This window comes from Pseudomonas sp. Seg1, assembly GCF_018326005.1.
Classification (GTDB): Bacteria; Pseudomonadota; Gammaproteobacteria; order Pseudomonadales; family Pseudomonadaceae; genus Aquipseudomonas.
Genome location: NZ_AP021903.1, coordinates 5,189,733 through 5,203,720, shown reverse-complemented (window position 1 = coordinate 5,203,720; position 13,988 = coordinate 5,189,733). Strand labels below are relative to the sequence as shown.

The following is a 13,988-nucleotide window of genomic DNA, read 5'->3' as shown; positions in this document are numbered from 1 at the left end:
GCAGCGACGGGTAAAAAAGATTTTTTCAATCGATCAATCAATAAACCTAATGCTTGATCAATCGTCCGATGTTTTGGCTTTGTACTCGCACAAATCTTCGATCCTGCAGCTGCCGCACCGCGGCTTGCGTGCCAGGCACACATAGCGTCCGTGAAGAATCAGCCAGTGGTGGGAATCGAGCAGAAATTCCTTGGGGACGAACTTCATCAGTTTCATTTCCACTTCGACAACATTCTTGCCGGGAGCGATACCGGTGCGGTTGCTGACGCGGAAAATGTGGGTGTCGACGGCCATGGTCAGTTGGCGGAAAGCCGTGTTGAGCACCACGTTGGCAGTCTTTCGGCCCACGCCCGGCAAGGCTTCGAGCTCCTCACGCGTTTGCGGTACTTCACTGCCGTGGCGCTCGACCAGTAAGCGGCAAGTCTCGATGACGTTCTTGGCTTTGCTGTTGTAGAGGCCGATGGTCTTGATGTATTCGGACAGACCTTCGACGCCCAGCGCATGTATCGCCGCCGGGGTGTTGGCTACCGGGAACAGCCTCGCCGTTGCCTTGTTGACGCCCACGTCGGTCGATTGCGCCGAAAGGATCACGGCAATCAGCAGTTCGAAAGGCGAGGAGTAGGCCAGTTCGGTTTTCGGCTCGGGATTGTCTTCATGCAGTCGGCGAAAGATCTCAAGACGTTTTGCAGCATTCATGGGCGATGCGTTTCCTTGGAAATAGAGTTCGAGCGGGTCCACGCCTGTCGGGCGGCCAGCAACAGCCCCAACAGAATCAGCGCGCCCGGAACCAGAGTTGCCAGATGCAACCCTTCACTGAATAAAACAAGACCTTGCCAATGTTCGAAGATGCCTCGGCCGAGGGTCCCCTGGCCGGCGAGCTCTCGCAACAAGGCGAGGATCAGCATCAAGGCACCGAACAGACCCGCGAGTTTGAAGCGCTCGATTCGCGACTGTCGGAAGAATCCATTGTGTTCCAATGCTACGCACTGCAAAGCGATCAGGCCGGCATAAAGCCCCAAGGCCTGATGCCATGGGAAAAACCAGCGTTGCGCGAGAATCTCGGCGCAACTGGTCAATGTAGCGGCGAGCAGCAAGCTGGCGAGTAAAGTGTTTGTCCCCGTCAGGCGCGACCGCAGCGGGCGCATGCACATGCCGTAAGCACCCACGACCAGGACGAACATCAGTACCGTTACCAGTGCGCTGGCCAATGAGCCGGTGGTGCCCAGCAGCAACATCAGCATCAATGAGTTCGCCAGCGTCGCCGACCGGGTCATGGTTCGTTCCCCAGTAATGGCACACGATGCTCATCGAAGTAGCGCAGTGCATCATGGATTGCATTGATCACCGCGCGAGACGTAATGGTCGCGCCAGCCATCTGATCAAACTGCCCCTGATCCTTTTTCAGCGCCCAACCGGAATCCGTCGGTTGATTGCTCGATTTGCCGGTAAATACCTGCAACCACGTATTCGGCCAGTCGCCCAAATGTCCGCCCAGTGCCGGGGTTTCTGTCTGCTTGAGGGTTTTCACACCGAGCAATTTTCCTTCCGCATCGATGGCGATCAGCAACTCGATGCTGCCCGCATAGCCCTCGGTCTGGCTGCGCAGCAACACCGCGACTGACTGGCCAGCCTTGGTCGCGCGATAGCCGCCGGTCAGTGTGCTGTGGCTCAAGGCGACGTTTGCCAGGACCAGCGGCTGTTCCAGCGGTTGATTGTCATAGGTCTCTGCCGCGAGCACGTCGAGCAGTTTGCGGCTGTCGAACAGACGTTGCGCAGCGGCAATCTGCGGTGCATTGCTGCGTTGTACAAAGTACGTCGCACCGACGCCGACGACGGCCAACAGCAGCAGCGTGAGCGCGCTTGTCGTCCGATTCATGGGCTCACCTGTGCTTGTCGACTGGCGGCAAACCGTTCCAGCGCCGGCACGCAGAGATTCATCAGCAACACCGCAAACGCGACACCGTCCGGATACCCGCCCCAGGTGCGAATCAGATAAGTCAGCAAGCCGACACCGACGCCAAACAGTAAGCGGGCGAGAGGACTTTTGGCGCCGGACACCGGTTCAGTAATGATGAAGAATGCGCCAAGCATGGTGGCGCCACTGAGCAGGTGAAACAGCGGCGAGCCGTGTGAGTCCGAGCCCGAGCCGTTCCAGCACAACAGACTGACCACAAACAGGCTGGCAAGCATGCCAACCGGCGCATGCCAGCCGAACACTCGTCGTTGCAGCAGGAACAGCCCGCCCGCGAGAAATGCCAGGTTCACCCATTCCACACCCTGGCCGCCGAAGCGCCCGAATGCCGGACTGGCGGCGAACAACTCATCGATGGTCAGACTTTTATTGATGCGCAGACTGTCCAGCGCTGTGGCCTGAACCCAGGCGTCCGGCGCCTGAGCGGGATTGAACACCTGCTGCACGGCGTCGAACAGCGCCAGGCCGTGAGCCGGCCAATGTGTCATCGGCTGTGGAAACATCACGATGATCAAGGCAAATCCGAGCATGGCCGGGTTGAACGGATTTTTACCCACGCCGCCATACAGGTGCTTGCCAAACAACAGACCGAAGGCGATTGCGGTCACCGTCAGCCACCATGGGCAATACGCTGGCAACGCGACGGCCAGCAGTGTCGCGCTGACCAGCGCACTGCCGTCGCTCAGCGTCGGCTGTAACGATTGGCGGCGCAGACGCATGACGCACGCCTCAACGATCAACGCGGTGCTGACCGACAGAATCAAATTGATCAACACGCCCCAGCCGTACAGCGCGAACAAGGCCAGCAGCCCCGGCAGCGTAGCGAGCAGTACCTGTCTCATCGCCTGTTGCAGGCGATCGTCCGGCGCCTCAAGGGGCGACATGGTCTTGCACCTGGCGCTCGGCGTCTTGCAGGCGGGCGCGGGCCTTGTCGAGGGTTTCGGCGGGCGTGTCGGCGCGACGTTCGAGTTTGTTGAAGTCGGCGCGGGCGTAGGCCAATTCGGTTTTCAACTGACGAAGCTGGGCGTCGATCGGGCGTTTTTCCACTCGTACAAGGTCAGGCACAGGCTGATCACTTGAGTTTTCGGCGGCGTGAAGGGCTTGCTCGGCTTCACGCAGTGATTGCTCCAGCGCCGTAATTTGCTCGGGTGGCGCTTCGGCAGTCTGGGCTTTTTTCAGCTCGGCGCGCCGCATGGCCAACTGGATCTTTGCTCGTTTCAGGTCGGCGTCCTTCGCCGGGACTGGCGTGACCGGAGCGGCGGGTGTGGCGCTTTCGAGTTTCGCCAGGGCCTGCTCGGCTGCTTCGAATTGTTGCTGCAGCACGATCAATTGCGACTGCTGCTCAAAGGTCGGCGGATGGCCGAAGGCTTTCAGCGATTTGTGCAACTGCGCGCGGCTCATCGCGACGTCGATCTTGGCTTTCTTCAACGCAGCATCAGCGGTGGCGGCTTTTTGCGCGCGCACACGCTCCAACGCAGCCTGCACGGGGTCGAGCGTTGTTACCTCAGATTGCGTGGCTTTTTTCGCCCTGGCATCGCGTTCAGCCTGTTTCTGCTGTTCTTCTCGTTGCAGGCGCGCGTTACGGCGTTCGAAACGCTGGCGAGCATGGTCGCGTTTGACGGCGCGCGCGCGTTGTTCTTCAAGACTGAATGCCAGCCCGCCCACCACCGGCAATGTGCCGAGCGGCAGTGGATGCATTTCGATGCAATCCACCGGGCACGGCGCCACGCACAGGTCGCAACCGGTGCACTCGTCGATGATCACCGTGTGCATCAATTTTGCCGCACCGACGATGGCGTCGATCGGGCAGGCCTGAATGCACTTGGTGCAGCCGATGCATTCGGCTTCGCGGATGTAGGCGACTTGCGGCGGTGCCGAACCCCGGCTGATGTCCAGTTCCAGCACCGGCACTTTCAGCAACTCGGCCAATGCCGCGACAGTTTCGTCACCGCCCGGCGGGCATTTGTTGATCGGCTCGCCGGCGGCGATGCCTTCGGCGTAGGGTTTGCATCCGGGGTGGCCGCACTTGCCGCATTGGGTCTGCGGCAGCAGGGCATCGATGCGTTGAATCAGACTCATGTTTTGATCAGTCCACTGAATCCGAGAAAAATCACTGCGATCAATCCGGCGCCGATCAGGTCGATCGGCAAGCCGCGAAAGGGCAGAGGAATGTCGTTGCCGGCCGTGCGCTCGCGCAAATCGCTGAACAGGCACAGGACCAGCCAGAAGCCCAGCCCCGCGCCAAGGCTCAATGCCGTTGCAAGCAGCAGCCCTTGATCGTTTTGCGCATTGATCAGCGCCAGCCCGAGTATGCCGGCATTGCCCAGCAACAGCGGCCACAAACCCTCGAACGGCCAGTCGGGCAGCCCGCGAGCCAGCGCTTTCAGCAGCGGTGCGATCAACAGCACGCTCAACGGCAGAAAAACGAATAGACGCAGGGCTTGCAGTTGCAATGGCACCAGCAGCCAGTGCCAGATGGCCTGACTGATTACGCCTACGATCAGCATCAGGCACAACGTCGCCAGCCCTAGCGCATGCACCTGACGGCGACTGCCCGCCAGCAGCGGATCGACGCCCAGCGGCCAGTGCAACACGAAGTTGTTGAGCAGCGCGGCACTGAAAAGCGTAAGCACAAGTTCGGTCATGGTTCTGCCGGCGAAACGGGCGGGTGTCTCTTAAGGTTAGGCATTATCCGGCAGGGTGGGCCAGATATGAAAAATCCCACCGGCATGCAGGGCACGTCGGTGGGATCGATTGGCCGCCGCGTCTTACTTGATGCGTTGACCCGGCTTGGCGCCGCTGTCCGGGCTCAGCAGGTAGATTTCTTCACCGCCAGGACCTGCCGCCATCACCATGCCTTCGGAAATACCGAACTTCATTTTCCGTGGCTTGAGGTTGGCGATCATCATGGTCAGGCGACCGTCGAGTTTGGACGGGTCCGGGTAAGCGCTCTTGATCCCGGAGAACACGTTGCGTTGCTCGTCACCGATGTCCAGCGTCAGGCGCAACAGCTTGTCGGCACCTTCCACGTGTTCGGCCTTGACGATCAGTGCAACGCGCAGGTCGATGGCGGCAAAGGCGTCGAAGTCGATTTCCGGCGACAGCGGATCCTTGGCCAGTTCGCCGTTGCCTGCCGGTGCGGCTGCGCCAGTGTCGGTCTGGCTGGCGGTCAGGTCTTCTTTCGAGGCGTCGGTCATGGCTTGCACTTTTACCGGGTCGATGCGGGTCATCAACGGCTTGAATTCGTTGAGCTGGTGGTTGGCCAGCAGGGTGGTGTGGTCGTTCCAGGTCAGCGGTGCGACGTTGAGGAACGCCTCGGCATCGGCAGCCAGCAGCGGCAGCACCGGTTTGAGGAAGATCACCAGTTGGCGGAACAGGTTGATACCGGTGGCGCAGATCGCCTGGACTTCATCCTGCTTGCCTTCCTGCTTGTTCAACGACCATGGCGCCTTGTCGGCGATCCACGCGTTGGCGCGGTCGGCCAGAGCCATGGTTTCGCGCATGGCACGGGCGAAGTCGCGGGCTTCATAGGCGTCGGCAATGCTTGGTGCGGCGGCGAGGAAAGCCTCGGTCAGCTCTGGCGCGGCATTGTTGTCGACCAGCAGGCCGGCGTTACCTTTCTGAATGAAACCGGCGCAACGGCTGGCGATGTTGACAACTTTGCCGACCAGGTCGGAGTTGACCTTCTGCACGAAGTCTTCGAGGTTCAGGTCGAGGTCATCGACGCCACGGCCCAGTTTGGCCGCGTAGTAGTAGCGCAAGTATTCCGGCGACAGGTGATCCAGGTACGTGCGCGCCTTGATAAAGGTGCCACGGGACTTGGACATCTTCTGGCCGTTGACGGTCAGGTAGCCGTGAACGTTGATCCCGGTTGGCTTGCGGTAACCCGCGCCTTCGAGCATCGCCGGCCAGAACAGGGCGTGGAAGTTGACGATGTCCTTGCCGATGAAGTGGTACAGCTCGGCGGTGGAGTCCTTGCCCCAGAACGCGTCGAAGTCCAGCTCCGGCGTGCGATCGCAAAGGTTCTTGAAGCTGGCCATGTAGCCGATCGGCGCATCCAGCCATACGTAGAAATACTTGCCCGGCTCGTCCGGGATCTCGAAGCCGAAGTACGGCGCATCGCGGGAGATGTCCCACTGTTGCAGGCCGGCGTCCAGCCATTCGGCGATCTTGTTGGCGACGGCGTCTTGCAGGGTGCCGCTGCGGGTCCAGGTTTGCAGCATCTGCTGGAAATCCGGCAGCTTGAAGAAGAAGTGCTGGGAATCCTTGAGCACCGGTGTGGCGCCAGAGATCGCCGACTTCGGATCCTTCAAATCAGTTGGCGCGTAGGTCGCGCCGCATTTTTCGCAGTTGTCGCCGTACTGGTCTTCGGTGCCGCATTTCGGGCAGGTGCCCTTGATGAAGCGGTCGGCCAGGAACATTTTCTTTTCCGGGTCGAAATACTGGGTGATCGAGCGCTGGGCAATGTGCCCGGCGTCACGCAGCTTGATATAGATCTGGCTCGACAGCTCACGGTTTTCTTCGGCGTGAGTGGAGTGGAAATTGTCGAAGTCGACCAGGAACTCGGCAAAGTCGGCGCTGTGTTCAGCCTGCACGTTGGCGATCAGTTGTTCCGGGGTGATGCCTTCTTTTTCCGCGCGCAGCATGATCGCCGAACCGTGGGCGTCGTCGGCGCAGACATAAATGCATTGATTGCCGCGATGCTTCTGGAAGCGCACCCACATATCGGTCTGGATATATTCCAGCATATGGCCAAGGTGAATCGAACCGTTGGCGTAGGGCAGGGCGCTGGTGACGAGGATCTTGCGTGGTTCGGACATGTGGGGCTTCGCTACTTGATGAAACGGAGGTCGGCCACTATAAAGCGCTGGCGCATATTTTTCACCCTGTGCACCTGTTTCCGGATACGCCAGTCACTTAATTTTCAGCCTATGAAACCTTTCTATATGAATGGGCCCCTGTGGCGAGGGGATTTATCCCCGATGGGTGGCGAAGCCGCCCCAAAACCAGACAATTCGGTAAATCAGGCAGATCGCGTTCAATGGTTTCACGACTGCTGCGCAGCCGATCGGGGATAAATCCCCTCGTCACAAAGGTTTTCCAGCTCGAGCAATCTGTTCGCCTCAAATCAATGTCCAGCGTACGATACCCGCCATCTTTTCCCAGTCTTGTTATCGGAGTTGCCCATGAGTGCCGTCACTCGCGCAGCGGTGGAAGCCGTCCTCAGCCAATACACCGACCCTTACCTGAACCAGGACCCGGTCAGCGCCGGCTGCGTGAAGAACATCGAAATCATCGGTGATCGCGTCAATGTTCAGCTGGAAATCGGTTACGCCGCCGGTCTGTTCAAAAGCGGCTGGGCACAATTGCTGCAATTGGCCATCGAAAACCTCGATGGCGTTGTGATCGCCAAGGTTGAAGTCAACAGCGTGATTGCCGCGCACAAGGCCCAGGCGCAGATTCCGGGGCTGGCCAACGTCAAGAACGTGGTCGCGGTCGCCTCGGGCAAGGGCGGCGTGGGCAAATCGACCACGGCGGCCAACCTCGCGCTGGCACTGGCTCGTGAAGGCGCCAAAGTCGGGATTCTCGACGCCGATATCTACGGTCCGAGCCAGGGCATCATGTTCGGCATCCCCGAGCGTACCCGCCCTGAGGTCAAGGATCAGAAGTGGTTCGTGCCACTCAAGGCCCACGGCGTGGAAGTCATGTCGATGGCCTTCCTGACCGACGACAACACGCCGATGGTCTGGCGTGGTCCGATGGTTTCCGGCGCGCTGCTGCAACTGGTTACGCAAACCGCGTGGGGCGATCTGGATTATCTGGTCATCGACATGCCGCCAGGCACCGGCGACATTCAACTGACCCTGGCGCAGAAAGTCCCGGTGGCCGGTGCCGTGATCGTCACTACCCCGCAAGATCTGGCACTGCTCGATGCGCGCAAAGGCGTGGAAATGTTCCGCAAGGTCAACATTCCAGTGCTGGGCGTGGTGGAAAACATGGCCGTGCACATCTGCTCGAACTGCGGCCATGCCGAGCATCTGTTCGGTGAGGGCGGTGGCGAGAAGCTGGCGACCCAATATGGCGTCGAACTGCTGGCGTCGCTGCCGTTGTCGATGTTGATCCGCGAACAGGCCGATGGCGGCAAGCCGACGGTGATCGCCGAACCGGACAGCCAGATTGCCATGGTCTATCAGGAACTGGCCCGCCATGTCGGCGCGCGGATTGTGTTGCAGGAAGCGGCAACGCCGGCCATGCCGAACATCACCATCAGCGACGATTGATCCATCAGCAACACCGGTAATCCTGTAGGAGTGAGCCTGCTCGCGATAGCGGTCGATCATTCAACACTTCTGTTGAATGTTAATCCGCTATCGCGAGCGGGCTCACTCCTACAGTTGTTTTGCGGTGGATGTTAGATGCGCAACCCGCCATCCATCTCCAGAATCCGCCCGGTGTAGTAGTCGTTCTCGAAGATGTACGCCGCCGAATGGGCGATCTCTTCCGGTTTACCCATGCGCTTGAGCGGAATACCCGACGTCATTTTCTCCAGCGCTTCCGGCTTCATCCCCAGGGTCATCTCGGTCTCGATGAAGCCCGGCGCAATGCCCGCCACGCGAATGCCATAACGCGCCAGCTCTTTTGCCCAGGTCACGGTCGCCGCCGCTACACCGGCCTTGGCGGCGGAGTAGTTGGTCTGGCCGACGTTGCCCGCGCGGGAGATCGACGAGATGTTGATGATCGCGCCGCTGTTCTTCATCTCGACCATTTTTGCCGCCACTTCACGGGTGCACAGGAACACGCCGGTCAGGTTGACGTCGATCACCGCCTGCCACTGGGCCAGGCTCATCTTGGTCATTTCGCCGTCCTTGACCTTGAGCAGCAGGCCATCGCGCAGGATCCCGGCGTTGTTGATCAAACCGTGGATCGCGCCGAAATCTGCCGCCACTTGGGCGACCATGTGCTCGACCTGTTCTTCATTGGCGACGTTGCATAGATAGCTGCGCGCCTCGACACCCTTGGCTTTGCAGGCGGCCACCGCGTCGTCGAGTTTTTCCTGGTTCAGATCGACCAGTGCCAGCTTCGCGCCTTTACCGGCGAAATACTCGGCCATGGAGCGGCCCAAACCCTGGCAACCGCCGGTGATAATGATTACTTTGTCGTTGAGTTGCATTCGCATGCCCCGATAGCAGGTCAGAGTGGTTTTCCTTGGAGAGCCTCTCGATCTGCGCCCGATGTGGCCTGGCTGCACATGAGAGTTGCCCGAAGGTGAGCGGAACTTATCCCGCACACCTGTCCGTTTTTTCGACGGATTCTATTTAAGGAGTCATAAATTGAGCGTTGAAGTGGCCAAGAATGCCCGAGAATTGCTTCTCAAGGAATACCGCGGAGTGCTGTCGACCCACTCCAAATCGATGCCCGGTTTTCCCTTTGGCTCCGTCGTGCCTTATTGCCTGGACGAGCAGGGTCGGCCGCTGATCCTGATCAGCCGCATCGCCCAGCACACCCATAATCTGCAAAAAGACCCGAAATGCTCGATGCTGGTGGGTGAGCGCGAGGCCGATGACGTGCAAGCCGTTGGTCGCCTGACCTATCTGGCCGAAGCCGAAAAACTCGAAGACGCCGCTGCCATTGAAGCCGCCGCCGAGCGCTACTACCGCTATTTCCCGGATTCACAGAACTACCACAAGGCCCACGATTTCGATTTCTGGGTGTTGAAGCCTGTGCGTCATCGTTACATTGGCGGTTTCGGCGCGATTCACTGGATCGATCAGTTGACCCTGGCCAATCCGTTCGCCGGCAAAGCTGAAATCAGCATGGTCGAGCACATGAACAGCGACCATGCCAAAGCCATCGCGCATTACGTCGACCTGGCCGGCCTGCCGAAAACCGTACCGGCGCAACTGGCCGGGATCGACACTGAAGGTATGCACCTGCGCATCGGTCAGGCGCTCTACTGGTTGCCGTTTCAAGCGCCTTGTCATACGCCGATACAAGTGCGCGAAGCCTTGGTTTCTCTGGCTCACGCTGAGGTCTGGCCAAAAAAGACAGTGGCCGACGCTTGAATTCACGAAAGGGCGACGTCATCTAAGGCTTACTGCAAGGCATTTCTTGCGTTGAGGAAATTTTGATGCGCCCTTTTTTGTTGCTCTTTCTGCTGTTTCCGGTGCTGGAGCTCTTCGTATTCGTCAAAGTGGCAGGGGCTATCGGGTTTTTCCCGGCCCTGCTGCTGATCATTCTCGGCTCGATGTTCGGTGTGTTCGTGCTGCGCGTCGCCGGTCTGGCCACGGCACTGCGTGCCCGGGAAAGCCTGAACCGCGGCGAGCTGCCTGCGCAAACCATGCTTGAAGGCCTGATGCTGGCACTGGCGGGTGGCTTGCTGATCCTGCCGGGTTTCATCAGCGATGTGGTCGGTCTGGTGATGTTGCTGCCGTTCACCCGTCGTCTACTGGCGAACAAGATGCGCCAGCGCGCCGAAGATCAGGCCATGCGCCAGCGTGCATTTGCCGACGACCTGCAACCCCGTGGCGGTCCTGCACCGCGCCAGCCTCTAGGCCGCGAGGGTGATGTGATCGAAGGTGAGTTCGAACATCGCGACAGCAAATAACCTGTTCAATGACACGGCACCTTCGGGTGCCGTGTTCGTTTATGGGCTGCTTTTGTGATCAACATTCGCGAAAAAATTTTAGCCTCGCCCTTGTAATAAGCTTATGCGCCCCTATGTAACGGTCACCGAAAGGTTTCCGACATTCGAGTCGGACAGACTTCCGCGGTTCGCTCGACGAATCGCAACCGGCGCAGGCCGGATTTGTTAAACCCGCCGGGACTACACCGGCCGATGAAAACCACAATTAGGAGAGATCGACAATGAAGCTTCGTCCTCTGCATGACCGCGTCGTTATCCGTCGCAGCGAAGAAGAAAAGAAAACCGCTGGCGGTATCGTCCTGCCAGGTTCGGCTGCTGAAAAAGCCAACCACGGTGTGATTGTCGCTGCAGGCCCAGGCAAGACTCTGGAAAACGGTGAAGTGCGTGCGCTGGCCGTTAAAGTCGGCGACAAGGTTGTGTTCGGTCCTTACTCCGGCAGCAACACTGTGAAAGTCGACGGCGAAGACCTGCTGGTAATGGCTGAGAACGAGATTCTCGCCGTACTGGAAGGCTGATTTCCCGCTCATTTTCCCGCTACTACAAAGTATTTAAGGAATATCGATCATGGCTGCTAAAGAAGTTAAATTCGGCGATTCCGCCCGCAAGAAAATGCTCACCGGTGTCAACGTCCTGGCTGACGCAGTAAAAGCGACCCTGGGCCCGAAAGGCCGTAACGTGATCATCGAGAAGAGCTTCGGCGCTCCGACCATCACCAAGGACGGCGTTTCCGTCGCCAAAGAAATCGAACTCGAAGATCGCTTCGAAAACATGGGCGCGCAGCTGGTCAAAGACGTTGCCTCCCGTGCCAACGATGATGCTGGTGACGGTACTACCACTGCTACCGTTCTGGCTCAGTCGATCGTCAACGAAGGCCTGAAAGCCGTCGCTGCCGGCATGAACCCGATGGACCTGAAGCGCGGCATCGACAAGGCGACCATCGCCATTGTCAAAGAGCTGAAAAACCTGTCCAAGCCATGCGCTGACACCAAGGCAATCGCTCAGGTTGGCACCATCTCCGCCAACTCCGACAACTCCATCGGCGACATCATTGCCGAAGCCATGGAAAAAGTCGGTAAAGAAGGCGTGATCACCGTTGAAGAAGGCACTGGCCTGGAAAACGAACTGTCGGTTGTAGAAGGCATGCAGTTCGACCGTGGCTACCTGTCCCCGTACTTCGTCAACAAGCCGGAAACCATGGTTGCCGAGCTGGACAGCCCGCTGATCCTGCTGGTCGACAAAAAGATCTCGAACATCCGCGAAATGCTGCCAGTACTGGAAGCCGTTGCCAAAGCCGGCCGTCCACTGCTGATCGTATCGGAAGACGTTGAAGGCGAAGCCCTGGCGACTCTGGTCGTGAACAACATGCGTGGCATCGTTAAAGTCGCAGCCGTCAAGGCTCCAGGCTTCGGCGACCGTCGCAAGGCCATGCTGCAGGACATCGCTGTTCTGACCGGCGGTACCGTTATCTCCGAAGAGATCGGCCTGAGCCTGGAAAGCGCCACCCTGGAAAACCTGGGCAGCGCCAAGCGTGTGACCATCTCCAAGGAAAACACCATCATCGTTGACGGTGCTGGAGTAGAAACCGACATCCAGGCGCGTATCGCTCAGATCCGTGCTCAGGTTGCCGAAACTTCGTCCGACTACGATCGTGAAAAACTGCAAGAGCGTCTGGCCAAACTGTCCGGCGGTGTTGCAGTGATCAAGGTTGGCGCTGGTTCCGAAGTCGAAATGAAAGAGAAGAAAGCCCGCGTTGAAGACGCCCTGCACGCAACCCGTGCAGCCGTTGAAGAAGGCGTGGTACCTGGCGGCGGCGTAGCGCTGATCCGTGCTCTGGAAGCTATCCTGGACCTGAAAGGCGACAACGCCGATCAGGACGTGGGTATCGCTGTTCTGCGTCGTGCTGTTGAAGCACCGATGCGTCAGATCGCTTCCAACTCCGGCGACGAGCCAAGCGTTGTGGTCAACGAAGTCAAGAACGGCAAAGGTAACTTCGGTTACAACGCTGCTACTGGCGAGTACGGCGACATGATCGAAATGGGCATCCTGGATCCAACCAAGGTGACCCGTTCGGCTCTGCAAGCTGCTTCGTCGATCGGCGGTCTGATCCTGACCACCGAAGCTGCGATTGCCGACGCACCGAAGAAAGACGGTGGCGCTGGTGGTGGCATGCCAGACATGGGCGGCATGGGTGGCATGGGCGGCATGATGTAAGCCAGCCTTACCCCCGTAACGCAAAACCCCGCTGGCGAAAGCCAGCGGGGTTTTTTATTGCCTTCGAATTGATGCTGCTCAAGACCGAGGTGCGGCCATCGCTGGCAAGCCAGGCTCCCACAGGGATTGGCAGTGATCACAGATGTTGTGGGCAGCAGTGAATCCTGTGGGAGACCGAAGTGCGGCCATCGCTGGCAAGCCTGGCTTTCACAGGGATTGCCAGTGATCACAGATGTTGTGGGCAGCAGTGAATCCTGTGGGAGCTGGCTTGCCAGCGATAGCGTCAGCTCAGACGCTGACTGGTTGTGCTTTTACCACCGCCTCAGCCTTCACCGCCGGGCGGTACAACACCCAGTAATACGACCCCAGACAAATCAGCCAGCAGAAAATCGCCGTCCACACGTTGTGCGAAAAGAAGTGCGCACCCTGCATCATCCGGCTGATCGAAAACACCGAACCCAACGCAAACGCAAAAACAAACGCCTGTCGCGCCAGACGCGGACGGCGATCACGCAGCACGAAAAACAGCGCAAACAACGTGAAGCCGGTCGCGGCATGACCTCCAGGCCAGCAACGGCCGGGCTTGTCGGTAGGCGGGCGATGATCGAGCAGTTTGCTGTAGGTCTCATGGCCGCCGAACTGCTCAAGGCTCCATGGGCATTGCACCGCAGTCACGGCTTTGACCGGTGTAACGAACGAAGTCGCCAGCCCCAGCGACAGCACCAGGCAGCCGAGTTCGCGCTTGAACGGTTTGAGCCGGTCGATGAAGAACGCACCGATGAAACCGAGGATGGCGAACACCGAGAACGCAATCACCACCTGCTTGGCGCGGTCATGCAGGATGTCCTCCAGGAAGAAACTGTGGCGACCGATGAAGTCGCCCGCGACTGGGTCGTAAAACAGCCTGGCCAGATCCATGTCCAGATCGGTCAGTTCGAGCAGTACCAGAATGACCGCCGCGACGGCGGGAATGCCCAGGCACAACCAGAAGTTCAGCGGCCTTGAAACGGGACGGGCAGAGGTCGACGCCATGGGTAATTCCTTGGTCGGTAAGTGTATTCGAAGAGCGTAAATGCGCGGAGTCTGCGCGCGATGGCGTCGCCGATTTGTTAACCGAAAGTGAAAAAAACGTTGGTTGGCGCAATGAACATCTTTATCGAT

14 protein-coding genes are annotated in these 13,988 nt (G+C 59.0%); 5 read left to right on the top strand and 9 right to left on the bottom strand.

What is annotated here, in order from left to right; translation table 11 throughout:
• Nucleotides 1-57: 57 nt before the first annotated feature.
• The 7 genes from nth to metG all read right to left on the bottom strand — a co-directional run bounded on the left by nth (nucleotide 58) and on the right by metG (nucleotide 6,792).
• Nucleotides 58-696, bottom strand: a complete 639-nt coding sequence (gene nth / locus KI231_RS23340; protein WP_213026459.1) for an endonuclease III — start codon at nucleotides 694-696, stop codon at nucleotides 58-60.
• Complete coding sequence (locus KI231_RS23335; protein WP_213026458.1) at nucleotides 693-1,274, bottom strand: Rnf-Nqr domain containing protein; 582 nt, start codon at nucleotides 1,272-1,274, stop codon at nucleotides 693-695. The genes nth and KI231_RS23335 overlap by 4 nt, the downstream gene beginning before the upstream one ends.
• On the bottom strand, nucleotides 1,271-1,876 hold the full coding sequence (locus tag KI231_RS23330; RefSeq protein WP_213026457.1) for an RnfABCDGE type electron transport complex subunit G: 606 nt from the start codon (nucleotides 1,874-1,876) through the stop codon (nucleotides 1,271-1,273). Before KI231_RS23330 ends, KI231_RS23335 begins: the two co-directional genes overlap by 4 nt.
• Nucleotides 1,873-2,856, bottom strand: coding sequence for an RnfABCDGE type electron transport complex subunit D (locus KI231_RS23325; protein WP_213026456.1), 984 nt, complete (start codon nucleotides 2,854-2,856; stop codon nucleotides 1,873-1,875). Before KI231_RS23325 ends, KI231_RS23330 begins: the two co-directional genes overlap by 4 nt.
• Nucleotides 2,843-4,051 carry an electron transport complex subunit RsxB gene (rsxB, locus tag KI231_RS23320; protein ID WP_213026455.1) on the bottom strand — a complete coding sequence of 403 codons (1,209 nt, stop codon included), beginning with the start codon at nucleotides 4,049-4,051 and terminating at the stop codon, nucleotides 2,843-2,845. The genes KI231_RS23325 and rsxB overlap by 14 nt, the downstream gene beginning before the upstream one ends.
• Complete coding sequence (locus KI231_RS23315; RefSeq protein WP_213026454.1) at nucleotides 4,048-4,617, bottom strand: electron transport complex protein RnfA; 570 nt, start codon at nucleotides 4,615-4,617, stop codon at nucleotides 4,048-4,050. Before KI231_RS23315 ends, rsxB begins: the two co-directional genes overlap by 4 nt.
• Nucleotides 4,618-4,740: 123 nt before the next feature.
• On the bottom strand, nucleotides 4,741-6,792 hold the full coding sequence (gene metG / locus KI231_RS23310; protein WP_213026453.1) for a methionine--tRNA ligase: 2,052 nt from the start codon (nucleotides 6,790-6,792) through the stop codon (nucleotides 4,741-4,743).
• A gap of 366 nt (nucleotides 6,793-7,158) precedes the next feature.
• Here metG and apbC point away from each other — a divergent pair, with 366 nt between their 5' ends.
• Nucleotides 7,159-8,253, top strand: a complete 1,095-nt coding sequence (apbC, locus tag KI231_RS23305) for an iron-sulfur cluster carrier protein ApbC (RefSeq protein WP_103305495.1) — start codon at nucleotides 7,159-7,161, stop codon at nucleotides 8,251-8,253.
• A gap of 131 nt (nucleotides 8,254-8,384) precedes the next feature.
• Here apbC and KI231_RS23300 read toward each other — a convergent pair whose 3' ends face one another.
• Nucleotides 8,385-9,143 carry an SDR family oxidoreductase gene (locus tag KI231_RS23300; RefSeq protein WP_213026452.1) on the bottom strand — a complete coding sequence of 253 codons (759 nt, stop codon included), beginning with the start codon at nucleotides 9,141-9,143 and terminating at the stop codon, nucleotides 8,385-8,387.
• Between the two features lie 160 nt (nucleotides 9,144-9,303).
• Between KI231_RS23300 and KI231_RS23295 the strand changes: the two genes are divergently transcribed.
• The 4 genes from KI231_RS23295 (at nucleotide 9,304) to groL (ending at nucleotide 12,827) form a co-directional block, all read left to right on the top strand.
• Complete coding sequence (locus KI231_RS23295) at nucleotides 9,304-10,035, top strand: HugZ family pyridoxamine 5'-phosphate oxidase (protein WP_103305496.1); 732 nt, start codon at nucleotides 9,304-9,306, stop codon at nucleotides 10,033-10,035.
• A gap of 65 nt (nucleotides 10,036-10,100) precedes the next feature.
• Nucleotides 10,101-10,577, top strand: a complete 477-nt coding sequence (locus KI231_RS23290) for an FxsA family protein (protein WP_103305497.1) — start codon at nucleotides 10,101-10,103, stop codon at nucleotides 10,575-10,577.
• Between the two features lie 260 nt (nucleotides 10,578-10,837).
• Nucleotides 10,838-11,131, top strand: a complete 294-nt coding sequence (locus KI231_RS23285; protein WP_003227685.1) for a co-chaperone GroES — start codon at nucleotides 10,838-10,840, stop codon at nucleotides 11,129-11,131.
• A gap of 49 nt (nucleotides 11,132-11,180) precedes the next feature.
• On the top strand, nucleotides 11,181-12,827 hold the full coding sequence (groL, locus tag KI231_RS23280; protein WP_103305498.1) for a chaperonin GroEL: 1,647 nt from the start codon (nucleotides 11,181-11,183) through the stop codon (nucleotides 12,825-12,827).
• 288 nt (nucleotides 12,828-13,115) lie between these two features.
• On the opposite strand, the gene KI231_RS23275 is transcribed toward groL, so the two are convergent.
• Nucleotides 13,116-13,859 carry a phosphatase PAP2 family protein gene (locus KI231_RS23275; protein ID WP_103305499.1) on the bottom strand — a complete coding sequence of 248 codons (744 nt, stop codon included), beginning with the start codon at nucleotides 13,857-13,859 and terminating at the stop codon, nucleotides 13,116-13,118.
• Nucleotides 13,860-13,988 lie beyond the last annotated feature (129 nt).